Source organism: Streptomyces sp. NPDC086835, from assembly GCF_044745705.1.
GTDB lineage: Bacteria > Actinomycetota > Actinomycetes > Streptomycetales > Streptomycetaceae > Streptomyces.
This window is the reverse complement of record NZ_JBIVAU010000004.1, coordinates 154,684-177,272: the sequence shown is the minus strand read 5'-3', so window position 1 is coordinate 177,272 and position 22,589 is coordinate 154,684. Positions and strand designations below refer to the sequence as shown.

Annotated in this window: 21 protein-coding genes; 14 read left to right on the top strand and 7 right to left on the bottom strand. The window is 73.0% G+C overall.

What is annotated here, in order from left to right; translation table 11 throughout:
* The first annotated feature begins 298 nt into the window (after window positions 1-298).
* Window positions 299-916, top strand: coding sequence for a lysostaphin resistance A-like protein (locus ACIPJI_RS15955; protein ID WP_402246777.1), 618 nt, complete (start codon window positions 299-301; stop codon window positions 914-916).
* On the opposite strand, the gene ACIPJI_RS15950 is transcribed toward ACIPJI_RS15955, so the two are convergent.
* Window positions 834-2,207 (bottom strand): alpha/beta-hydrolase N-terminal domain-containing protein, encoded by a 1,374-nt coding sequence (locus tag ACIPJI_RS15950; protein ID WP_402246775.1) that lies wholly within the window; start codon window positions 2,205-2,207, stop codon window positions 834-836. The two genes, ACIPJI_RS15955 and ACIPJI_RS15950, sit on opposite strands and share 83 nt — an antisense overlap.
* Between ACIPJI_RS15950 and ACIPJI_RS15945 the strand changes: the two genes are divergently transcribed.
* Window positions 2,114-2,692, top strand: a complete 579-nt coding sequence (locus ACIPJI_RS15945) for a three-helix bundle dimerization domain-containing protein (RefSeq protein WP_402247164.1) — start codon at window positions 2,114-2,116, stop codon at window positions 2,690-2,692. The genes ACIPJI_RS15950 and ACIPJI_RS15945 overlap by 94 nt on opposite strands.
* Before the next feature lie 163 nt (window positions 2,693-2,855).
* On the opposite strand, the gene ACIPJI_RS15940 is transcribed toward ACIPJI_RS15945, so the two are convergent.
* A complete protein-coding gene (locus ACIPJI_RS15940; RefSeq protein WP_402246773.1) occupies window positions 2,856-3,800 on the bottom strand; it encodes a DUF3027 domain-containing protein in 945 nt (314 codons plus the stop codon).
* 491 nt (window positions 3,801-4,291) lie between these two features.
* Here ACIPJI_RS15940 and ACIPJI_RS15935 point away from each other — a divergent pair, with 491 nt between their 5' ends.
* The 4 genes from ACIPJI_RS15935 (at window position 4,292) to ACIPJI_RS15920 (ending at window position 7,823) form a co-directional block, all read left to right on the top strand.
* Window positions 4,292-5,644, top strand: a complete 1,353-nt coding sequence (locus ACIPJI_RS15935) for an MFS transporter (protein WP_307707064.1) — start codon at window positions 4,292-4,294, stop codon at window positions 5,642-5,644.
* Window positions 5,645-5,787: 143 nt separating this feature from the next.
* On the top strand, window positions 5,788-6,267 hold the full coding sequence (locus tag ACIPJI_RS15930; RefSeq protein ID WP_189468725.1) for a DUF2771 domain-containing protein: 480 nt from the start codon (window positions 5,788-5,790) through the stop codon (window positions 6,265-6,267).
* Window positions 6,268-6,288: 21 nt separating this feature from the next.
* Window positions 6,289-6,978 (top strand): futalosine hydrolase, encoded by a 690-nt coding sequence (locus ACIPJI_RS15925; RefSeq protein WP_402246771.1) that lies wholly within the window; start codon window positions 6,289-6,291, stop codon window positions 6,976-6,978.
* Window positions 6,975-7,823 (top strand): 1,4-dihydroxy-6-naphthoate synthase, encoded by an 849-nt coding sequence (locus ACIPJI_RS15920; protein ID WP_402246769.1) that lies wholly within the window; start codon window positions 6,975-6,977, stop codon window positions 7,821-7,823. Before ACIPJI_RS15925 ends, ACIPJI_RS15920 begins: the two co-directional genes overlap by 4 nt.
* A gap of 96 nt (window positions 7,824-7,919) precedes the next feature.
* Here the strand turns inward: ACIPJI_RS15920 and ACIPJI_RS15915 are convergent, their stop codons facing one another.
* Window positions 7,920-8,303 (bottom strand): cold-shock protein, encoded by a 384-nt coding sequence (locus ACIPJI_RS15915; protein WP_159690609.1) that lies wholly within the window; start codon window positions 8,301-8,303, stop codon window positions 7,920-7,922.
* 181 nt (window positions 8,304-8,484) lie between these two features.
* On the opposite strand from ACIPJI_RS15915, the gene ACIPJI_RS15910 reads away from it, so the two are divergent.
* A complete protein-coding gene (locus ACIPJI_RS15910; protein ID WP_159690605.1) occupies window positions 8,485-8,733 on the top strand; it encodes a hypothetical protein in 249 nt (82 codons plus the stop codon).
* Here ACIPJI_RS15910 and ACIPJI_RS15905 read toward each other — a convergent pair.
* On the bottom strand, window positions 8,712-9,356 hold the full coding sequence (locus ACIPJI_RS15905) for an HAD family hydrolase (protein WP_402246767.1): 645 nt from the start codon (window positions 9,354-9,356) through the stop codon (window positions 8,712-8,714). The two genes, ACIPJI_RS15910 and ACIPJI_RS15905, sit on opposite strands and share 22 nt — an antisense overlap.
* 138 nt (window positions 9,357-9,494) lie before the next feature.
* On the opposite strand from ACIPJI_RS15905, the gene ACIPJI_RS15900 reads away from it, so the two are divergent.
* Genes ACIPJI_RS15900 through ACIPJI_RS15885 form a run of 4 tightly spaced genes read left to right on the top strand, consistent with a single transcriptional unit; the run spans window position 9,495 to window position 13,397 of the window.
* Entirely contained in the window at window positions 9,495-10,505 is a 1,011-nt protein-coding gene (locus ACIPJI_RS15900; RefSeq protein WP_307707069.1) for an iron ABC transporter permease, read from the top strand.
* On the top strand, window positions 10,502-11,572 hold the full coding sequence (locus tag ACIPJI_RS15895) for a FecCD family ABC transporter permease (protein ID WP_402246765.1): 1,071 nt from the start codon (window positions 10,502-10,504) through the stop codon (window positions 11,570-11,572). The genes ACIPJI_RS15900 and ACIPJI_RS15895 overlap by 4 nt, the downstream gene beginning before the upstream one ends.
* Entirely contained in the window at window positions 11,569-12,399 is an 831-nt protein-coding gene (locus ACIPJI_RS15890; protein ID WP_356618809.1) for an ABC transporter ATP-binding protein, read from the top strand. The genes ACIPJI_RS15895 and ACIPJI_RS15890 overlap by 4 nt, the downstream gene beginning before the upstream one ends.
* 14 nt (window positions 12,400-12,413) lie before the next feature.
* Window positions 12,414-13,397: an iron-siderophore ABC transporter substrate-binding protein gene (locus ACIPJI_RS15885; RefSeq protein ID WP_356618811.1), complete on the top strand. Its 984-nt coding sequence runs from the start codon at window positions 12,414-12,416 to the stop codon at window positions 13,395-13,397.
* A 399-nt stretch (window positions 13,398-13,796) separates the two neighbouring features.
* On the opposite strand, the gene ACIPJI_RS15880 is transcribed toward ACIPJI_RS15885, so the two are convergent.
* On the bottom strand, window positions 13,797-14,855 hold the full coding sequence (locus ACIPJI_RS15880; protein ID WP_402246763.1) for a hypothetical protein: 1,059 nt from the start codon (window positions 14,853-14,855) through the stop codon (window positions 13,797-13,799).
* A 148-nt stretch (window positions 14,856-15,003) separates the two neighbouring features.
* On the opposite strand from ACIPJI_RS15880, the gene ACIPJI_RS15875 reads away from it, so the two are divergent.
* Window positions 15,004-17,493, top strand: coding sequence for a helicase-associated domain-containing protein (locus tag ACIPJI_RS15875; protein WP_402247163.1), 2,490 nt, complete (start codon window positions 15,004-15,006; stop codon window positions 17,491-17,493).
* Here ACIPJI_RS15875 and ACIPJI_RS15870 read toward each other — a convergent pair.
* Entirely contained in the window at window positions 17,456-18,100 is a 645-nt protein-coding gene (locus ACIPJI_RS15870; protein ID WP_402246761.1) for a VanZ family protein, read from the bottom strand. The genes ACIPJI_RS15875 and ACIPJI_RS15870 overlap by 38 nt on opposite strands.
* Before the next feature lie 107 nt (window positions 18,101-18,207).
* Here ACIPJI_RS15870 and ACIPJI_RS15865 point away from each other — a divergent pair, with 107 nt between their 5' ends.
* Window positions 18,208-19,863: a DNA repair helicase XPB gene (locus ACIPJI_RS15865; RefSeq protein WP_159690576.1), complete on the top strand. Its 1,656-nt coding sequence runs from the start codon at window positions 18,208-18,210 to the stop codon at window positions 19,861-19,863.
* Window positions 19,864-19,992: 129 nt separating this feature from the next.
* On the opposite strand, the gene ACIPJI_RS15860 is transcribed toward ACIPJI_RS15865, so the two are convergent.
* The gene (locus ACIPJI_RS15860) at window positions 19,993-20,175 is read right to left on the bottom strand and encodes a hypothetical protein (protein WP_402246759.1); all 183 of its coding nucleotides are present in this window, start codon (window positions 20,173-20,175) and stop codon (window positions 19,993-19,995) included.
* 338 nt (window positions 20,176-20,513) lie between these two features.
* Here ACIPJI_RS15860 and ACIPJI_RS15855 point away from each other — a divergent pair, with 338 nt between their 5' ends.
* Window positions 20,514-22,544 (top strand): HelD family protein, encoded by a 2,031-nt coding sequence (locus ACIPJI_RS15855; RefSeq protein WP_402246757.1) that lies wholly within the window; start codon window positions 20,514-20,516, stop codon window positions 22,542-22,544.
* The last annotated feature ends 45 nt before the right edge of the window (window positions 22,545-22,589 follow it).

The following is a 22,589-nucleotide window of genomic DNA, read 5'->3' as shown; positions in this document are numbered from 1 at the left end:
CAAGCCGAAGCGTGTGGCCGCTGCGGCGGACTCCTGGCACCGCATCACCGGCTGCGGCCTCTCTGACATGCCGATTCGGCAGACGAGCGCCCGGGGGACGTGCCCGGTAGCGTCTGATTGAGGGGAGGGCGAGCAACCCGGACCGCCGGCGCAAGACACCGAAGGACAGACTCTCGTGCCCTGCCGCGACCCCGATGATGATGCCGAGCGGCGCGAGGTACGACGGCGCCGCACCAGCGGCACGCTGCGGAGCCGATGCCGCGGACCCATCGGCACCTGGCCGGCCGTGGGACTCACCGTGGCTGTTCTCGTCGCCGCCAATGTGGTCATGCACCGCTGGACCGGCCTGTCCGGCCTGGCGACAGCACTCCTGGTAAGCGCCCTGCTGCTCGGCGTCCTCCGCATGGCGGACGGTACCTGGGCGGACGCGGGCCTGGCACCCGGCACACTCGCCCGCGGTTGCCGCTGGGCACTGGTTCTGATGGGCCTGGTCGGCGTCGTCTACTTGGCCGGAGCGCTGTTGCCGGCCACCAGCTCGCTGTTCGAGGACCGGCGCTACGACGGGATGAGCGCGAGCGAGTTGACGGTTCGTGTTCTCGTCCTGGTCCCCGTCGGCACCGTCCTGGTGGAGGAGGTCGCCTTCCGCGGCGTGCTCTACGGTCTGTTGTGCCGCGCACGGGGGGTGGTCTGGGCGACCGCCGTGTCGAGTTTGCTGTTCGGCCTGTGGCACGTACTGCCGTCACTGGGCCTGGCGACGGCGAAACCTGCTCTCACGACTGTCTTCGGCGCCTCCGCGTTCGGTGCCGCCCTGGCGGTCGCGGCGACCGTGCTGTTCACGGCGGCAGCGGGAGTCCTGTTCTGTGAACTGCGTCGCCGCAGCGGCAGTCTGCTGGCGCCCATGGGCCTGCAGTGTTGAAGTTGGGTGGACCGGCGAACAGGGTGCCGGCGGTGCGGTTGCGCAGGTCGTACTCCCCGCTGAAGGCCGTCTCACCACCGAACGACCCCAGGCTCTCGCCTGCCACGAACAGCCTCGGACGCTGGTCCTGGGGCAGCTTGGACCAGACGTCGTAGACCGCGTCGAAGAGCTCGCGGCCTGCCTCACGCGCTTTGGACTGATCGACGAGATAGGACAACCACGACGGCAGGTACGAGTACTGCATCGCCACAGTCGCCGAGTCGCCGCTGCCGAGGTACTCGAACGAGTCCACCGCGGCGGGATCCACCCAGCCGCTCCCCGTGGTGGTCATCACGAGCAGGTTCTCGCGTTCGAAGCCGCCCGCCCGCCGGAGGTCCGCGACGGCTCGCTCCGCCCGGGTCTCCGTGTCACCGGAGGTCGTCAACCCAGCGTAGGCCCGGACGGGCTCCTGCGCCGCGCTGTGGGTGAACTCGCCGATGTCCCGGGCCGACGGTCCACTCCCGGTGAAGGCCCGCCCCTGTCTGCCCAGCGAGTCCCACGGCACCAGAGAACCGGGCCCACCCGAGCGCAGGGCGGAAGTCGGCTGGTGCACGCCCTCCGGGGTCTCCGTATCACGCAGCGAGAACGCCTCGTTGGCCGCGTTCACGAATCCCCCCAGCAGCACACCGCTGAAAACGGACCACGCGAGTCCCGCCACCACGACCCAGCCGACCACCCGCGCCGCACGCGGCCCGATCCAGCGGCCGAGCAGGCGGGCGGCCCCGTGGTACAGGCGACGGAGCCCTCGCCCGGCCATCAGTAGGAGGCAGAAGACGAGGACGGCGACGAGCGGGCAGGCGACGGTGGCGATGACGTTGTAGTCGGTGACCCCCATGAGCCCGCGGATCTGGTGCTGCCAGTACTGTCCGAGCCCGAACGCGAGGCCGAACAGCACGATGGCGAACACGCCCAGGACGAGCCATGACCTGCGGGACGGGCTCCGTCGGTCCCGGTCGGCGAAAGCGCGCCACACGTAGGCGGCGACCACGCCGAGCCCGTACCCGATGGCCGCGCTGATGCCGCAGACCAGTCCTTGGAGTACACCTCCGCGGGGAAGCAGCGACGGAGTGAAAGACAGGCACGCAAGGAGAAGCGCGCCCCAGCAGCCGGGCAGCGTGAAGCGGAGCAGCCGTCGGCGCTTCCCGGACCCGGAGAGCGATTCCACCCGGCCGTCGTCCTCGGGGCTGTTGTCCCTGCGCGAGGGCGGCACGTCCGAGGGAGACGACGAAGACGCCGGCGGCTCATGAGTCATGTCTGTCCTCCGGGGCAATCGTCGCGCGGTCCGACCCGCCGTGCCATCCGGACCGGGAGCCCGGCCCCTGGCTCCGCCCACGCGAGCGGGCGCTCCGACCAGCCACGGCGCGGCTCCTCCTTCCTGCCGGCCTACTGAGGCTCGGGTGCACGAGGTCAGGAGGGGAGGACACGCCTGCCCGTGGGTCGACCGAGGTCGAAGACATCCGGCGCGTTGCAGAGCGGCTCAGGATCACCTACCGGGGCCGACGCACTCCTGAGCAGGTCGATGCCGCTGTGTCTGCCGCTGTGGAGCACCTCAAGGACAGCAAGATCCGTGATTTCGTCCCTGTGCTCGCCGAACGCCGCGCCCGAGTCGTCCTCGACTCCGTGACGGGGAGGAGCAGTTCAGACGTCATCGGAGAGTCCGCGCCGGCAGATCAGGGGTGCGGGCGAGGCAGTGAGAGGCGGTCCATCAGGGGGCTCAGAGCCTGTCCGGCCCCCTGATGGGCAGTGAAGCGGGGCGACGGGCCGGCTCCCTGCCCCTCGTGCCCCTGACAGGGCTGCGGCCCGCTTGGCTCTCATGGCGACGGTCGGCACCGGAGAAGCCGCGAGCGGGGCCGTGGCCCCGGTCCCGGGCGCGAGGGCATCGGGCCGCGGCCCCGGGTCGTCAGGAGTGGCCGAGGTCGTCCGACGTGCCGTCGGACTCCACCGGGACGGAGCCGCCGTCGCGGGCCGGGCGCAGCGGGAACTCGTCCGCCGCCATGGAGTCGAAGACCGGCGGCGGCGGCGTCGGCGGCTTCGGCATCACCGCGGCCTCCGAGTGCCCACCGCAGCCGTAAGCCAGCGAGACCACCCGGCCGTCGGCCGGTGAGAACTCGTTCGCGCAGATGCCGAACGCCTGCCGCAGCGAGCCCGCGATCGGGACCAGGAAGCCGCAGGAGACGCAGGACGCCGGGGCGGCCTGTGCCATGGGCGTCTTCGCACCGTAGGACTCCTCCCAGCGGTCGGCCGCCGCGTAGAGCCCGTACCGGGACAGGACGCGCGCGCGGCGCATGCCCAGCTCCTCGGCGAGCGCCGCGATCTGGCCCCGGCCGCTGTTGGTCGTGGCCTCGACCGCCGTCCTGCGGTCGGTGAGCTCCGCGTCCTCCGCCTCGACCAGCTCGACGAGGTCGTGGGTCGGGGGGTGCTCGGCGAGGACCGAGTTCGGCGGCGGCTCGTCCTCGCCGCTGTAGCCGGGCTCGAGGCGGAGGTCCTCCGCCTCGGTCGGCAGCAGGTCGCCGGGGCCCATGTCACCGGGCCGCAGCCGCTCGCTCCACGGGACCCACTCGGGCGCCAGCAGCGCGTCGGGGCCGGGCAGCAGGACGGTTTCGTCAAGGGTGATGTTCTTCGCCCGTGAGGCGCGTGTGACGGTCACGGCCCACCGCCAGCCGCGGTAGCCGGGCTCCTCGCACTCGAAGAAGTGCGTGACGACCCGGTCCCCTTCGGAGACGAGCGACACATGCTCTCCGACCACCCCAGGCGCCGCGGCCTCCTCGGCCGCCGTCCTGGCGAGGTCTACCGCCTCGGCGCACAGGCGGTCGGGGGTACGGCTTCGCGTCGTCGCAGCACTCACTAGTCTCGCTTCTCTCCTACGCCGTCTCACGGATGCGCTCGGCCGATTACGAGGTACGGGGCGGCGCACGGAGCGGACCAGAGGGCCGCATCGACGTCCACACGCCCGGACCGTCCTGATCCCGGGCACACCTAACGTCATCCATTCTGCGGGATGCCGAAGAGGCGCGCGGCCGAGAACAACCGCCGGTGGCGCGCTACGCACGCTACCCCTTCCTTCGCCCGCCGCCCACCTGCCCGTCCCAACACGGGCCGAACCGGCCCCGGCGAAAGGGCCGCCGCGACCGGCACGACCGGTGCGGGAACCGGGCAGGAAGGGGGCGGGGGCCGGGCCGGGGTCCGCAGGAACCGGGTCGCGGCCCGGCACGGACCGGTCACGTACCCACGCGAGAAGACCGCAGGAACACCCGCAGAACTCCGCAAGGAGAAAACACGCCGCACCGCGGGCGGGGAACCGGTTCGGGGCAGCCGGGCTTGGGGCACTATGACGGGGTGGCAGCCGCAAGGTCGTCCGAAGGAGACGGCCCGGCCCGCAGGGCGGGCCGGGCGGTCGGCCGTGCCTTGCACCTTCCCTTCACCGGCACCGCCCGCGGCATCCGCAGGGCGACACACGCGCACGGCGCCGGCGAATCGGGCCTCGGGAAGCTGATCGAGCTGCACGCCGTGAACGGCGCGGGCGACGTCATGATCACCGTCGCGCTGGCGTCCACGGTGTTCTTCTCCGTCCCGACCGACGAGGCTCGCGGCCGGGTCGCGCTGTACCTGGCCGTCACGATGGCGCCCTTCGTCCTGCTCGCTCCCGTGATCGGCCCCCTCCTCGACCGCCTCCCGCACGGCCGGCGCGCGGCCATGGCGGGCGCGATGCTCGCCCGCGCACTGCTGGCGATCATGATGTCGGGCGCCGTCGCGACGGGCGACCTGGAGCTCTACCCGGCGGCGCTCGGCGTGCTGGTGTCGTCGAAGGCGTACGGGGTGGTCCGCAGCGCCGTCGTGCCACGGCTGCTGCCACCGAACTTCGCGCTGGTGAAGGCGAACTCCCGGGTGACGCTGGCAGGTCTGCTGGCCACGGGCGCCGCGGCGCCGATCGGTGTGGGCCTCCAGCAGATCGGACCGCAGTGGCCGCTGTACGGGGCGTGCGCGCTGTTCGTCCTCGGCACCTACTGGGCGTTCACGATGCCGCCCAAGGTCGACTCGGCGAAGGGCGAGACGCCCGTACGCGTGCTCGCGCACGGCGAGAAGAAGCCGACGCTGCGGACGGTCGGCCCGTCGGTGCTGCACGGCCTCCAGGCGAACGCGGCGCATCGCGCCCTGTCCGGCTTCCTGATCTTCTTCCTCGCGTTCCTGCTGCGCGAGCATCCGCTCTCCGGGCAGTCGGCCGCCGTCTCGCTGGGAATGGTGGGGGTCGCCGCAGGCGTGGGCAACGCGCTCGGCACCGCGATCGGCGCCTGGCTCAAGGCCCGCGCCCCGGAGGCGATCATCGTCACGATGCTGTCGCTCGTGCTGACGGCGGCCGTCATGGCGGCCGTCTTCTTCAGCACGGGCATGGTGGCCGTCCTCGGCGCGACGGCCGGGCTGTCCCAGGCGCTGTCGAAGCTGTCCCTCGACGCGGTGATCCAGCGGGACGTGCCGGAAGAGGTCCGCACGTCGACGTTCGCCAGGTCGGAGACGCTGCTCCAGATGGCATGGGTCGTGGGCGGCGCGATCGGCATCGTGCTGCCGCTGAACGGCGTGGTGGGCATGTCGGTGGCCGCGGGCATCGTCGGGGCGGGAGCGGTCACGGCGGGGCGCGGGCTGCTCGGCGCGGCACGCCACCGCGGGGCCACGCCGAAGGCCCGGGTGGCTTGAGGCCCCCGGCCCTCTGAGGTGCCCGGCCTGCCGTGCGACGTGCGGTCACGGGTACCTCCCGCGGCGTAACGGGGCGCGCTTCGGGCCGCCGCGCCGCGCACCCCCGCGCGGCAGGGCGAAGCACGCCCGATAGCCTTCGGCTCATGACCGTTGCGTTCTTCTCGGGCAAGCGCCGCCGGGCCGCTGCCGCTCTCGGTGCCGTCTCCGCCGGGCTCCTCGTCCTTTCCGCCTGCGACAAGCCGACGCCGCTCGTCACGGTGACCATCGGTTCGGACTCCGTCCACGCGGAGGCCGCCTGCTACAACGACGGCGAGGCGATCAAGGAGTCCGAGATCCAGGGCTGCCTGACCAAGAAGCCGTCGAAGATCATCAAGGTCGCCATGGACGACCAGGTCCGCATGGGCGTCGACCCGGAGATCGCGGACAACGGCTGGACCCTGCTGTTCGGCGCGCAGCCGGTGGAGCAGGAGCCCTTCAAGAAGACGTACCGGACGATCCCCGGCAACGCCTTCTTCTCCTCCGCGACCGGCGAGCCGACGACCAAGACGGCCGTCAGCGTCATGGAGACCAAGGGCAAGAAGGTCGTCGGCATCTGGAACTTCCAGTTCGAGAAGGAGTCCTGACCGGGACCGGAGGGTGACACCGTGCGCGTGCTTGTCGTGACCGCGGTGGCGGCGGAGGCCGCCGCCGTCGTCGCGGACGCCGGTCCTCCCGAGGCCGCCGCCGTTCCGCTCCCGGGCGGATACGCGCTGACGCGCACCCCCGACTACGACGTGCTCGTCGGCGGGGTCGGCCCCGCCGCTGCCGCCGCGGCGACCGCGACCGCCCTCGCCGTGGCCGACACGCCGTACGGTCTCGTCGTCTCCGCCGGTATCGGCGGCGGCTTCCCGCCGCACGCCCCCGTCGGATCACTCGTCGTCTCCGACGCCGTCGTCGCCGCGGACCTGGGCGCCGACACCCCCGACGGCTTTCTGCCCGTCGACAAGCTCGGCTTCGGCCGTACCGTGCATCCCTCGCCCGCCGGTCTGTCGGCGCTCGTGGCCAGGACCCTCGGCGCCGTCCACGCGCCCGTGCTGACCGTGTCCACGGTCACCGGCAGCGCCGCCCGGGCGGCCGAGCTCGCCCGCCGGCACCCGCGTGCCGCCGCTGAGGCGATGGAGGGCTTCGGCGTCGCCGAGGCCGCCGCCGCCCACGGCGTGCCCGTCGTCGAGGTCCGCGCGGTCTCCAACGCCGTCGGCCCCCGCGACCGCGCGGCCTGGCGCATCGGCGAGGCGCTGGCCGCCCTGCGAAAGGCGTTCCAGCAGCTCGCCCCCGTCCTCCAGGAGCAACCGTGACCCTGCGTATCGCGTACTCGCCCTGCCCGAACGACACCTTCGTCTTCGACGCCTGGGCCCACGGCCGGGTCCCCGGCGCGCCCGCGCTGGAGGTGACGTTCGCGGACATCGACCTCACCAACGGCTGGGCCGAGCACGGCGGCGCCGACGAGTACGACGTGCTGAAGGTGTCGTACGCGGTGCTCCCATGGGTGCTCGACGAGTACGCCCTGCTGCCGTGCGGCGGCGCTCTGGGCCGGGGCTGCGGCCCGCTGGTGCTCACCCGGGAGGCGGGCACGGACCTGACGGGCAAGACGGTCGCCGTGCCGAGCGAGCGGTCGACGGCGTACCTGCTGTTCCGGCTGTGGGCCGCGGAAGTCGTGCCGGGCGGTGTCGGCGACGTGGTCGTGATGCCGTTCCACGAGATCATGCCCGCCGTGCGCGACGGCAAGGTCGACGCCGGACTCGTCATCCACGAGGCCCGCTTCACGTATCAGGACTACGGACTGCACTCCCTCGCCGACATGGGCGAGCACTGGGAGTCCACCACGGGCCTGCCGATCCCGCTCGGCGCGATCATCGCCAAGCGGTCGCTGGGCGAGGAGACGCTGCGCCTGCTCGCCGAGTCGGCGCGGGCGTCCGTACGGATGGCCTGGGACGACCCCGAGGCCTCGCGGCCGTACGTGCTCGAGCACGCCCAGGAGATGGACCCGGCGGTCGCCGACCGCCACATCGGGCTGTACGTCAACGAGTTCACCGCGGACCTCGGGGACGACGGCTACGCGGCCGTGCGCGGACTGCTCACACGCGCCGCGGCCGAGGGGCTCGTACCGCCCCTCGCCCCGGACGCGCTCGACTTCGTCTGACGCACCCGCGCGTTCACGCGACGACGACGCACCCGGCGCCGGGGGCCCGGAACTCCGGGTCCGCCGGCGACGGGTGCCATGTCGTCGGCCGCTGGACTACACGTCCAGCTGGTCCGCCACCGCGCGCAGCAGGCCGGCGATCTTCGCGCCCTGCACCTTGTCGGGGTACCGGCCGCGCTCCAGCATCGGGGTGATGTTCTCCAGGAGCGTGGTGAGGTCCTGCACGATGGACGCCAGTTCGTCCGGCTTGCGCCGCTGCGCGGCCGCCACGGACGGCGTCGGGTCCAGCAGCGTCACCGACAGCGCCTGGTCGCCACGCTGGCCGGCCACCACACCGAACTCGACGCGCTGACCCGGCTTCAGGGCCTCTACCCCGGACGGAAGTACAGAGGAGTGCACGAAGACGTCGCCGCCGTCGTCGCGGGAGAGAAAGCCGAAGCCCTTCTCACTGTTGAACCACTTGACCTTGCCGGTAGGCACGTCTGTCCTCGTCCTCGTACTCGTTGGGCGCTGGGGCACCGCAAGTCGGTCCGCCGAAAAACGGCTCTTGATAGCACTACAGCGGGTCGCCTGACCCGCCACCCCCAAGGCTAATGGTCCAGAGGCTGGTGACAAGACGTCCCCGGTGGGTTCGTGCGCGCAAGGGAACTACCCTGGCCGAATGACTGCTACTCCTCCCGCCACCGCTCCCGCCCCGGGCGACGGGCTGGTGCGTGCCGGCGCTGTCCTGTTCATCATCGGCGCGGTGGCCACTCTGGTCACGGTGGCCCCGCTGTTCCTGGGCACCGAGCCCTTTCCGACCGTCGCGTACATGGTGAGCATGCTGATGGGCGTCGGGTTCATGGTCGCCGCCGCGGGCGTGCTGCGGTCGATCGCCGCGCAGCGGCGTCAGGCCGGATCCGCGCGGTAGGAACGCAGCCACGCCGGGAACGCGGTCAGGTCGTCGAGGACCACGTCCGCACCCGCCGCGCGCAGTTCGTCCGCGTCGCAGGGCCCCGTCGGCACCGCCACGGAGAGCGCGCCGGCGACGTGTGCGCCCCGCACGTCGCCGATGTGGTCGCCCACGTACACGCTCGCCCCGTGCTCGTGCAGCGCCTCCGCCTTGGCCTCCGCCCACAGCCAGCCGATCGTCTCGTCAGGCTCGATGCCGAGGTGCGCGAGGTGGAGCTTCGCGTTCGGCTCGTGCTTCGCCGTGACGACGATCGCCCGGCCGCCGGACTCCCGGACCGCGGCTATGGCCTCGCGGGCACCGGCCATCGCGGGTGTCGGGGCGATCGCGTACACCGGGTACATCTCGCGGTACCTGTCGGCCATCTCCTGGATGTGCTCGTCCGGGAACCAGTGCGCCAACTCCTGCTCCAGCGGCGGCCCGAGGCGCGTGACGGCCAGGTCGGCGTCGATCGGCACGCCCGTCTCGTCGGACAGCGCGCGATAGGCGGCGCGGATACCCGGCCTCGAGTCGATGAGCGTCATGTCGAGGTCGAAACCGACGGTCAGCGGGCGGTGGGCGGAGTGAGGGGCCATAGGGGTCATTGTGCCCACCCGTAGGCACGCATTTTCGGATGCATAGACTTAGCCAAGCCTTACCAACCTCGGCCCGGTCCTGGCACTGCCGCGCTCCGGCCTCGGCCCGTCCTCACGCCCGACACGACCGCACCTCGATTGGTTCCCATGTCAGCCAGACGCGCGCTCGCGGCCCGCCGCATCGGGTGGACGGCCGCCGCCGTCGCGGCCCTGCTGCTCGCGGTGCTGCTCAGCCTCGCGGTCGGGGCGCGCTCGGTCGCCCCGACCGCCGTCCTCGACGCCGTGCTGAACGGCGGACACAGCCCCGACGCCGAAGTCGTACGCGAGCTCCGGGTGCCGCGGACCCTCATCGCGCTGATGGTCGGCGCGGCGCTGGCCCTCGCCGGCACGGTCCTCCAGGGCATCACCCGCAACCCGATCGCCGACCCCGGCATCCTCGGCATCAGCCAGGGCGCCTCGGTCGGCGTGGTGCTGGCCATCGCCTTCGCCGGGGTGCACACGCTGAGCGGATACGTGTGGTTCGCCTTCGTCGGCGCGGCGATCGCCTCGGTCGCCGTCTACGCGATCGCCGCCCGCGGCCGGGGCGGCGCGACGCCCGTCAAACTGGCGCTCGGCGGCGCGGCGATCAACGCGCTGCTGGTCTCCGTGACGATGGGCGTGCTGACGACGAAAGCGGCGGCACTGGACGAATTCCGCTTCTGGCAGGTCGGCTCGGTCGCCGGCCGCGACGCCGAAGTGGTCGGCCAGATCTGGCCCTTCCTGCTCGTGGGCGCCGTTCTGGTGATCTCCGTGGCCCGCGGCCTGGACGCGCTGGCGCTCGGCGAGGACATGGCGAAGGGCCTCGGCCAGAACGTCGCCACCGTACGGATCGTGGGCGGTGTCGGCGCGACCGTGCTCACCGGCGCCGGGGTGGCGGCGGCCGGCCCGATCGCCTTCATCGGCCTGGCCGTCCCCCACATCGCCCGCGCCATCGTCGGCAGCGACCACCGGTGGGTACTGCCGATGGCGGCGCTCGTCGGCCCGGTGATGCTGCTCGTCTCCGACGTGATCGGCCGGATCGTCTTCCCGCCGGGCGAGGTCCCGGCGGGCGTGATGACAGCCCTCATCGGTGTGCCGTTCCTGGTCACCCTGGTCCGCCGCAAGGCGGTGCCGGCATGAGCGCGCAGACCGTCACCGGCCGCCGGATGCGGCCCGCCGGCTACACCGTCGTCCGCACCACCCGCGGCAGCTTCCTGCTGCACCGCCGCGCCGCCGCCGTCGCCCTCGGCCTCGCCGCGGTGCTCGCCGCGGCCTGCGTCGCCTACCTGAGCGTCGGCGAGAGCTTCGTCGCCCCCGCCGAGGTGCTCAAGGTCGTCCTCGGGCAGCCGTCGCCGGACGAACTCGTCGTGGGGACGCTGCGGCTGCCCCGTATGGTCCTCGGACTCCTCGTCGGCGCTGCCTTCGGCGTCGCCGGCGCGCTGATCCAGACCGTCGCGCGCAACCCGCTCGCCAGCCCCGACATCATCGGCATCAGCCAGGGCGCGAGCGCGCTCACCGTGGGCGCGATGACGTTCGGCCTCACCTCGTACGCGGTGCTGCCGTACCTGTCCGTCACCGGCGGCATCGTCGCCGCCGCGCTCGTGTACGTGTTCGCGTGGCGCGGCGGGCTGCACGCCACCCGGTTCGTCCTCATCGGCATCGGCTTCGCCATCGCGCTCCGCTCGGTCACGACGCTGTTCATGACCAAGGGCGACTACCTCGTCGCCCAGCAGGCACAGATCTGGATGACCGGATCACTGAACGGCCGCGGCTGGGAGGAGGCCGCGCCGCTCGGCTGGACGCTGCTCGTCCTGCTGCCCGCGGTGCTGTGGGCCGCCCGCGCCCAGCGCACGGTCTCCATGGACGACGACACCGCGACCGCCCTCGGCGTACGGCTCGGCCGGGTACGGCTCGGGCTCGTGCTCCTCGGGGTCGTACTGGCGTCGATCGCGACCGGCGCCGCCGGGCCCGTCGACTTCGTGGCGCTGCTCGCACCGCAGATCGCCCGCCGCATGACCCGTACCGCGCAGATCCCGCTGCTGTGTTCCGCGCTGCTCGGCGCCGTGATCGTCGTCCTCGCCGACCTCGCGGCCCGCCGGATGTTCTCGCCCACGGAGCTCCCGGTGGGTGTGCTGACGGCAGCGATCGGCGCCCCCTACCTGATCTGGCTGATCGTTCGCAGCCGCACCGTTGGAGGTAAGTCGTGAGCAGGCTGACGGCGCGCGAGCTGACGCTCGCCTACGAGGACCGCACGGTCGTGCACGAACTCGACCTCGCGGTCCCCGACGGGCAGGTCACGGTCATCGTCGGCCCCAACGCCTGCGGCAAGTCGACCACCCTGCGGGCGCTGGGCCGGCTGCTGAGGCCGAAGGGCGGCGCGGTCCTCCTCGACGGAGCGGAACTGTCCGCGATCCCGACGAAGAAGATCGCCCGGTCGATCGGACTGCTGCCGCAGTCCCCGGTCGCGCCGGAGGCCATCACCGTCGCCGACCTCGTGGCCCGCGGCCGCCAGCCCCACCAGCACTGGTGGCAGCAGTGGTCGCAGGAGGACGAACGTGCCGTGACGGACGCCATGGAGCGCACGGACGTCACAGCCCTCGCCGACCGGCCCGTCGACGAACTGTCGGGAGGTCAGCGGCAGCGCGTGTGGATCGCGATGGCGCTCGCGCAGGAGACGGACCTGCTGCTGCTGGACGAGCCGACGACGTTCCTCGACATCGCGCACCAGGTCGAGGTGCTCGACCTCGTACGGCAGTTGAACCACGAGCGCGGCCGCACGGTCGTCGCCGTGCTCCACGACCTCAACCAGGCCGCCCGCTACGCCGACCATCTCGTCGCCATGAAGGCCGGCCGGATCGTCGCGGAAGGCGCCCCGGCCGACATCGTCACCGCCGAGCTGGTCCGCGAGGTGTTCGGCATGGAGTCCGTCGTGGTCGCCGACCCGGTGACCGGATCGCCGCTCGTCGTGCCCGGAGCGCCGTACTCCCCTCCGGCCCGGCCCAAGACCCCCACGTCCACCACACAGTCCGCCTGAAAGGTACCCCCGTCATGAGCAGCATGCTTCGCCGCCGCGGCCTCCTCGCCGGTTCCCTCGCCCTCACCGCCGCGATGACGCTGAGCGCCTGCGGCGCGAACGACGACGCCGCCCCCTCCGACTCGGCTGCGTCCGGCGGCGCCGGCGGCAAGCACACGGTGAAGACGGCCATGGGCGACGTCGAGGTCCCCGACGCGCCGAAGCGCGTCGTCGTCCTCGACACCGCCGAGCTCGACTCCGCGATCACCCTGGGCGTCAAGCCCGTCGGCGCCACCCACACCGGCACCGAGTCGGGCTTCCTCAACTACCTGCCCAAGGACAAGCTCGAAGGCATCACGGACGTCGGCGAGATGATGACCCCCAACCTGGAGGCCATCGCCGCGCTCAAGCCCGATCTGATCCTCACCAGCAAGATCCGCCACGGCGACAAGTTCGCCGAGCTGAAGAAGATCGCGCCGACGGTGATGACCGAGACCACCGGTGAGCCCTGGAAGGAGAACTTCCAGATCCACGCGGACGCGCTCGGCAAGAAGGCGGAGGCGGCGAAGGCCGTCGCCGCGTACGAGGCGCGCGCCGGGAAGGTCACCGAGGCGCTCGGCGGCAAGGAGAAGGCGGCGGCGACCGAGGTCAACGTCGTCCGCTTCGTCGAGGGCGCGGACATCCGCATCTACGGCAAGAAGAACTACATCTCGACGATCCTCGCCGACGTCGGCCTGGGCCGCCCGGCCATCACCGACAAGGCCAAGGACGGCTTCTCCTACGACGTGAGCCCCGAGAAGATCGACCTCGCGGACGCGGAGGTCGTCTTCCACTCGACGTACGGCGACCCGGAGAAGGCGAAGCAGAAGCAGACGCTGGACAGCGCGCTGTGGAAGAGCATGAAGGCGGTCGAGAACAACAAGGTGTTCGCGGTCGACGACGAGCTGTGGATCCAGGGCATCGGCTACACGGCGGCGTCCCGGATCCTGGACGAGCTCGAGGCGGACCTGACGAAGTAGCAGGCGGGGGCGGGGCGCCCCTGCGGGGCGTGGCCCGCTGCGCGGGAGCGTTGCCAGGGCCTCGCCGCAGCGGGACGTGGGCCGCCGCGGGAGCGTGGGCCGCTGCGCGGGGCCGTCCCCTACCCGCCCCTTCCCGTAACCGGGGGCTCCTCCCCCTACGCCTGGCGGCGTGGGGGGGACCCCCACCGGATCCCCGCGCCTCGAACTCCCCCTACGGCCTGGCGGCCGTGGGAGGTGCCCCCAGCGGGGCTGATTTCGCGGAGCGAAATCAGCCCGCCCGGCGATTGAGGGCACCGCGCGAAGCGCGGTACGGGGCCCGGGGCTTGCCCCGCCACGCGGCGGAGCCGCACATCGATACAGCGGGAAGGGGCGGGGTGGGGAACTGGCCCGCCGCAGGCGTTACCGGAGCCGCCTCGACCGCCACACCAAGAAGACCGCCGACGCCACCGCCGCCCCCCTCACCACCCACGGCCACGTCCCCGTCAGCGCGTCCCGCATCCCGTCCTCGGCGATCGTCTCGCCCCAGTGGCCGTTGATGCGGCCCCAGAGCCACAGCGCACCGCCCGCCACCGCGGCGCCCGGCAGGCCGAGCACGGCGAACTTGACCTCCGTGCGGGACAGTCGGCGAGAGCCGTACGCGAGGAGCCAGCCGAGGCCGAGTGCGACGAGCGAGCCGAGGATCGCGCCGGCGACGAGCAGCGCCGCGGCGAGCAGCAGCATCGGGCTGCCGAGGCCGGGCCGGGGTCCGGCGGAGGCGTCGGCGTCGGCGTCGACGCCGACGGCGCGACGGCGCAGCAGCCGCCTCAGCGAACGGCGGCGGCGCCCACCCGCCCCGGCCGGGGCGTCCTCGCCCTCCCGGTCGCCGTCCTCGGCCTCGTTCTCGTCCTCCGACGGCGGGGGCTTCAGTATCTCGGGGATCTCGACACCGCCGACGAACCCGGCCACGGCGTCGCCCGCGCCGAACGGCGCCGGATCGATACGCCACCAGTCCGGCTCGGAGCCGGAGGGGCCCAGTTCGTCCATGCCGGCGAGATGAGGCGGCGACGCCGCCTCACGCGGCAAAGGCGCAGGCGTGGGTGCGTCCCCCGCACGCGGCCGTGGCACGCGACGCCGTCCCCGCAGACGCGGCAGCGCGGACGTCTCCGGCTCCATGTCCCGCTCCGGCGGGGCTGCCTGACGTGGCGTCGGCTGCGGCCCGTCGGCCTCCCGTGCGGTGGCCGAGGCCGCAGGAGCCGACGTCGCCGACGCCACCACTTCGTCCGGAGTCCCGAGCCGACCGAGGATGCGGCGTACGCCCGCCGGGCTGTCCCCGCCGAACTTCGTCCGCTGCTTGTCGATCTCGGTCCGCAGCGTCGTCACGAGCCGCATGCGTTCGCCGGACGGAAGCTGTGCCTGCTGGGCCAGGTCGCCGACACGGCTCAGATAGTCGTAGACGAGCTGGTCGCTCTCGATCCCCACCGACGGTTCCCCTGACGTTCCCGGTGTGCCCGGCGTCCCCGGTGTTCCCGTGCGCAGGCCGGCGGACGCCAAGAGCCGGCCCGCCTTCCCGGGCCGTCCCGTCCCCGACGGTAGCGCTCCAGGGGCTAACGTGGGGCGGATGGGGACCATGCCCGAAGAACGCGGCGGCAGCCCGCGCACGCTCGCGGAAGCGCTGCGCGCCCGCGACGACGAGGAGCTGGCCGCGCTGCTGCGCGCCCGCCCCGATCTGCTGAGCCCGGTGCCGAACGACGTCACCCAGCTCGCCACCAGGGCCGGTACCCGCGCTTCGGTCGTACGGGCGCTGGAGCGGCTGGACCGGTTCACCCTGCAGACCGCGGAGGCGCTCGCGGTGGCGCCGGACCCGGCACCGTACGGGACCCTGCTCGCGCTGATGGCAGGCGACGACGGTGACGCCGACGTCGAGACCGCCCTCCCCGGCGCCCTGGGGGTGCTGCGCGGGCAGGCCCTGGTGTGGGGCGCAGACGACCGGCTGCGGCTGGTGCGCACAGCTCGCGAGCTGCTCGCGCCGTCGCCGGCCCGTCCTTCGCCGACCGGGCTCGGCCCCACGGTGACGGAGGCGACGACCGGTATGTCGCCCGGCCGGCTCCAGGAGATCGTGGCGGCGGCGGGCCTGCCGACGACGCACGACCCGGTGTCGGCGGTGGCGTCGCTGACCTCGCTGTTCACGGACCGGTCGCGGATGGCGGCGCTGCTGGACACGGCCCCGTCCGACGCGCTGGCGGTCCTGGACCGGCTGGTGTGGGGGCCTCCGTACGGGGAGGTGACGGCGGACCCCACGCCGCCCGTGCGCTGGCTGCGGGACCGCGGTCTGCTGCTGCCGGCGTCGCCGCGCACGGTGGTGCTGCCGCGGGAGGTGGCGCTGCATCTGCGGGCGGGGCGGGCGCACCGGGCGCCGGAGCCCGTTCCGCCGGCCGTCACGTCGGCCGCGGAATACGGTCCACAGGCTGTGGACAGTGCGGCGGCCGGGCAGGCGTACACGGCGCTGACCACGGTCGAGGACCTGCTGAAGGACTGGCACGAGGGCGGCCCGGCGGTGCTGCGCGCCGGGGGTCTGGCCGTGCGGGACCTCAAGCGGACGGCCGCGGCGCTGGACACCAGCGAGCAGCTCGCCGCGTTCTGGATCGAACTGGCCTACGCGGCGGGGCTGCTGGCCTCCGACGGCGAGGCCGAGGAGCGGTACGCGCCGACACCGGCGTACGACGAGTGGCTCGAACTCCCGACGGCGGAGCGGTGGGGTGACCTGGCCGTCGCCTGGTTGACGGCGACGCGTACACCGGGCCTCGTCGGCAGCCAGGACGCCAAGGGCCGCACGCTCTCCGTCCTCGGCCCGGACCTGGACCGCTCGGCCGCCGTGGAGGTGCGCCGGCGCGTCCTGGAACTGGCGGCGGAGCTTCCGCACGGCACCGCCCCCTCCCCCGAGTCGCTGCTGTCCCGGCTGCGCTGGGAGCGGCCGCTGCGCGGCGACGCGGCGGGCTCCACGAAGGACCTGCGGGCACGCGTCGCGGCATGGACCCTGTCGGAGGCGGAGCTGCTCGGCGTGACGGGCCGGGGAGCGCTGTCCACGCACGGCCGCGCCCTGCTCGGCGGGGAGGGGCCCGGCGCCGACGGGACCGGAGAGGGGCCCGGTGCCGAGGGCACACTCGCCGACCGGCGCGCCCGCGCCGTCAAGTCGCTCGCGCCGCTCCTGCCGGAGCCGCTCGACCACGTCCTGCTCCAGGCCGACCTCACGGCGGTCGCCCCGGGGCCCCTCGACCGTCCCCTCGCGGAGACGCTCGCCGTCCTCGCCGAGATCGAGTCCAAGGGTGGCGCCACCGTCTACCGCTTCACGCCCGGCTCCGTACGACGGGCTCTCGACGCCGGCATGGCCGCCTCCGACGTGCACGCCTTCCTGACCACGCACTCCCGCACGCCCGTGCCGCAGCCGCTCAGCTACCTCGTCGACGACGTCGCCCGCCGCCACGGCCATCTGCGTATCGGCGCCGCCTCCGCCTATGTGCGCTGCGACGACGACGCCCTCCTCGGCGAGATCCTCGCCGACAAGCGGTCGCAGGGCCTCGGGCTGCGCCGCCTGGCGCCGACCGTGCTCGCCGCCCAGAGCGATCCGGGGACGCTGCTCGAGGGCCTGCGCGCGATGGGGTACGCGCCGGCCGCCGAGTCCGCCGAGGGCGATGTGGTGATCACCCGCGCCCATGCCCGCCGCACCCCGCCGCGCACCCCGCCCGCCCCCGTACCGGAAGGGCCGCCCGTACCGGACGGCACGCTGCTCGGCGCGGCCGTGAAGGCGATCAGGGCGGGTGACATGGCGGCCAGCGTCGTACGGAAGCCGGCCGCCGACGAGGGCCGACCGCAGGCCGGTGAACTGCCCCGCACGTCGTCGGCGGAGACCCTGGCCACCGTCCAGGCCGCCGCGCTCACCGGTTCCGCGGTGTGGATCGGCTACGTCAACGCGGAGGGCGCCGCCAGCCAGCGCGTCATCGCGCCGGTCCGCGTGGAGGGCGGCTTCGTGACGGCGTTCGACCACACCGCGGACGAGGTGAGGACGTACCCGCTGCACCGCATCACCGGCGTGGCGGAACTGGCCGACGACGCCCCTTGAGCCACCAGGTGAGCGGAACCGGCCGACGACGCCCCTTGAGCCGCCCGGTGGGCGGAACCGGCCGAGGACGCTCCTTGAGCCGCCCGAAGAGGGGGCCGGAACGTCCTCTCGCGGGCTCGTCGGGCTCCGCCTCGCCGCGCCGCCGGCGCCATGCGCGGCCCAGCCTGCGCCCCAGCAGGACGTAACCGATCAGCGCGCCCGTGGTGTTGAGGATCACGTCGTCCACGTCGAAGGCCCGGCCGACGACGATCGCGCCCTGCGCCAGCTCGACCAGGGCCATCACCACGACCGTGAGCACGATCACCCGCAGCAGCCGCATCGACCGGGGCACCAGCACCGGCAGCAGCACGCCGAAGGGCACGCCGAGCAGCAGATTGCCGCCGGCCTGCTTGGCGGCCGCCAGGAACGTGTAGTCCTCGGCGTACTGCCGCAGGGATGCTCCGGGGCGCATGTTCGCCGTCGCCACGCCCTCTGAGGCGTGCGAGGGCGTGAGCGTCAGCCGGGCCAGGACGGCGGAGAACAGGACCAGGGCGGCGAAGGCGCAGACGATCAGACCTGCGCGGAGGAGGGTTCTGCCCCACTCGCGGGGCCGGGCATCTGTGGTCATGACAACCCGGCTACCCGCGCATTCCCCGGACAGACCCGCGATGCGGGACACTGGTTGTTTGGCCGTGTCCCGGACGGACGGACCGGCCCGACCGAAAGGGTGTGGCGTTGAACGGACCGCTGATCGTCCAGAGCGACAAGACGCTCCTGCTCGAGGTGGACCACGAGCAGGCGGACGCCTGCCGTCGCGCCATCGCGCCCTTCGCCGAACTGGAGCGCGCGCCGGAGCACATCCACACCTACCGGGTCACGCCGCTCGGCCTGTGGAACGCCAGGGCCGCCGGCCACGACGCCGAGCAGGTCGTCGACGCGCTGGTCGAGTTCTCCCGCTACCCCGTGCCGCACGCCCTCCTCGTCGACGTGGCGGAGACCATGGCCCGCTACGGCCGGCTCACCCTGTCCAAGCACCCCACCCACGGGCTCGTCCTCACCTCCACCGACCGGCCGGTGCTCGAGGAGATCCTGCGGTCGAAGAAGGTCCAGCCGCTGGTCGGCGCCCGCATCGACCCGGACACGGTCGCCGTGCACCCCTCGGAGCGCGGCCAGATCAAGCAGACGCTGCTGAAGCTCGGCTGGCCGGCCGAGGACCTCGCGGGCTACGTCGACGGCGAGGCGCACGCCATCGAGCTCGACGAGTCGGGCTGGGCGCTCCGCCCGTACCAGAAGCAGGCCGTAGAGGGCTTCTGGCACGGCGGCTCCGGCGTGGTCGTCCTCCCCTGCGGCGCGGGCAAGACCCTCGTCGGCGCCGGTGCGATGGCCCAGGCGAAGGCCACCACCCTGATCCTGGTCACCAACACCGTCTCCGCCCGCCAGTGGAAGCACGAGCTGGTGAAGCGCACCTCGCTGACCGAGGACGAGATCGGCGAGTACAGCGGCACGAAGAAGGAGATCCGCCCGGTCACCATCGCCACCTACCAGGTGCTGACGACCAAGCGGAAGGGCATCTACCCCCACCTGGAGCTCTTCGACTCCCGCGACTGGGGCCTGATCCTCTACGACGAGGTGCATCTGCTGCCCGCGCCGGTGTTCAAGTTCACCGCCGACCTCCAGGCCCGCCGCCGGCTCGGCCTCACGGCCACGCTGGTGCGCGAGGACGGCCGCGAGTCGGACGTCTTCTCCCTCATCGGCCCCAAGCGTTTCGACGCGCCGTGGAAGGAGATCGAGGCGCAGGGCTACATCGCCCCGGCGGACTGCGTGGAGGTACGGGTCAACCTGACCGACTCCGAGCGGCTGGCGTACGCGACGGCGGAGCAGGAGGAGAAGTACCGCTTCTGCGCGACGACCGCGACCAAGCGCAGGGTCACCGAGCAGCTGGTGCGCAAGCACGCCGGTCAGCAGACCCTCGTCATCGGCCAGTACATCGACCAGCTCGACGAGCTCGGCGAGCACCTGGACGCGCCGGTCATCAAGGGCGAGACGCCCAACACCCAGCGCGAGAAGCTCTTCGACGCGTTCCGCAACGGCGAGATCAGCGTGCTGGTGGTGTCCAAGGTCGCCAACTTCTCGATCGACCTGCCGGAGGCGACGATCGCGATCCAGGTGTCCGGGACGTTCGGCTCCCGACAGGAGGAGGCACAGCGCCTCGGCCGGGTGCTGCGACCGAAGGCGGACGGCCACAAGGCGCACTTCTACTCGGTGGTGGCGCGGGACACGATCGACCAGGACTTCGCGGCGCACCGCCAGCGGTTCCTGGCCGAGCAGGGCTACGCGTACCGGATCATGGACGCGGACGACCTGCTGACGGGCGAGGACCCGGTGCGCTGACGGCGCGGTCCCGGGTCGCGCCTTCGGCGGGCGTCCCCCCTTGCCCGCTTTGCCGGCGTGGCTGGATGCCGGGAAACGGCACTTCCGACCCGCCCGGCGCCTGCGGGGGACCCCGTGGCGCAGCCGCGCTCAGCGGCGGCGGACGCCCGCCTCCTCCCCGTACTCGCCGAGGACGGCGACGCTGAAGACGGCGCCCGCGAAGACCCTGACCGCGCGCAGGGCGTTGCCGACGCGGTGGTGCCGGCTGTCTGCGGCGCCGCTCGCGGTGGCTCCGTCGCGGGTGGTTCCCGGGGGGAGGATCGCTGTGGTCATGCGTCCATGGTGCTGCGCGTCACCCGCTCGGAGCATCGGGCTGCGGGGTGAACCGGCGGGCGCTCCACGTACTACTCCAGACAGAGCGCGTCCCCTACGGGAATGACCCCGCCGCCCCTACGGCCGGAAAAACCGTTCGCGCCCCTTCGGCGCCCCCACTACAATCGCCGGCTTGTCCCAGGTCGCCTGTCCGTGGCCCGGGGACTTCCCCCGCCTCCCCCGAGGAGAGCCGCCGCCCGGACGGAAACCGGCCGGTCCGCCATGTCGTGATCACGCAGCTCAGCCGGAGGCAACCCGTGCCCGCGCACGCCCCTGTACCCGACGTATCCACCTCCACCGTGGCCACCGACGGGGACGATCCGCTCTCCCGCGAGCGGGCCCACCTCGCCGCGTCGCGGTCCGCCCTGCGCGCGATGCGCGAGGACGTACAGTCCCTCGACATCAAGGACGTCACGGCGAACTGGGTCAACGCCGCCGTCCTCCAGTCGCAGATCGAGGACCGCATCAAGGCGCTCGCCGATCTGTCCCACACCCCCCTCTTCTTCGGCCGCCTCGACTACCTGCCCACCACGCAGGAAGGCCGTCGTTTCTACATCGGCCGCCGCCACGTCCACGACGCCGAGGGCGACCCGATGGTCATCGACTGGCGCGCACCCGTCTCCCAGCCCTTCTACCGGGCCTCCCGCAAGGACCCGCAGGACGTCGGTCTGCGCCGGCGCTTCGGCTACACCGGCGGGGACCTGACGGCGTACGAGGACGAGCACCTCACCGACCCGTCGGAGACCGAGCAGACCTCCAGGCTCCTCCAGGCGGAGATCGAGCGGCCGCGCGTCGGCCCCATGCGGGACATCGTCGCGACGATCCAGCCCGAGCAGGACGAGATCGTGCGCAGCGGCCTGTCGGGCACGGTGTGCGTGCAGGGCGGACCGGGCACCGGGAAGACGGCCGTCGGCCTGCACCGTGTCGCGTACCTCCTCTACGCGCACCGGGAACGGCTGGCGCGCACCGGCACCCTGGTCATCGGGCCGAACCGGTCCTTCCTCCACTACATCGAGCAGGTCCTGCCCGCCCTCGGCGAGCTCGAGGTCAAGCAGGCCACGGTCGACGACCTGGTCGGGCACGTGGAGGTCAGCGTGCGGGACACCGCGGCGGCGGCCGTCGTCAAAGGCGACGCCAGGATGGCGAAGGTCCTGCGGCGCGCGGTCCGCTCGCACGTCACGATGCCGACCGAGCCGGTGGTCGTGGTGCGCGGATCACGGCGCTGGCGGATCCCGGCGTACGAACTCGAGGAGATCGTCCGCGAGTTGCTCGACCGCGACATCCGCTACGGCGCCGCCCGCGACGCCCTCCCCCAGCGGATCGCGCACACGGTGCTGGTCCGCATGGAGGAGGCGGGGGAGGCGCCCGACGACCGGGTCCAGGACGCGGTCGCCCGCAACCCCGCCGTCAAGGCGGCGGTCAAGGCGATCTGGCCGCCGGTCGACCCGGCGAAGCTCGTACTGCGGCTGCTCTCCGACGCCGAGTTCCTCGCCGCGCACGCGGACGGCGTCCTCACCGCCGAGGAGCAGGCGACGATCCTGCTGCCGAAGCCCGCGCGCAGCGTGCGGTCCGCGAAGTGGTCGGCGGCGGACGCGGTGCTGATCGACGAGGCGACGGACCTGGTGCAGCGCACGCAGTCGCTGGGCCATGTGGTCCTCGACGAGGCGCAGGACCTGTCCCCGATGCAGTACCGCGCGGTGGGCCGCCGCTGCTCCACGGGATCGGCGACGGTCCTCGGCGACCTGGCCCAGGGCACGACGCCCTGGGCGACCGCGTCGTGGGCGGAGGCGCTGTCCCACCTCGGCAAGCCGGAAGCGGTCGTCGAGGAGCTGACCGCGGGTTTCCGCGTCCCCCGCGAGGTGATCGCCTACGCGTCGCGCCTGCTCCCGCACATGTCCCCCGGCCTCGCGCCGGTCTCCTCGGTCCGTGAGTCCCCCGGTTCCCTCGAGGTCCGCGCGGTCGCGGACGCCGCGGACCTCGATGCGGCGGTCGTAGCGGCGTGCGGGGAATCCCTCCGCAACGAGGGCTCGATCGGGCTGATCGCGGCGGACTCCCGTGTCCCCGCGCTCTCCGCCGCGCTGGCCGCGGCGGGCCTCCCGCACCTGTCCCCCGGTGAAGAGACCACCGCACAGGCGCGTCTCACCCTCGTCCCGGCGTCGCTGGCGAAGGGCCTGGAGTACGACTACGTGGTCCTCGACGAGCCGGCGTCGGTCATCAGCGACGAGCCGGACCTCCGCACGGGCCTGCGCCGCCTGTACGTCTCCCTGACCCGTGCGGTCTCCGGTCTCACGGTCCTCCACGCGGCCCCGCTCCCGCCCCAGCTGGCCTGACCGCCGTCGGGCGGACCCGGCTCCCGACTACCGCCGCGGCGGTAC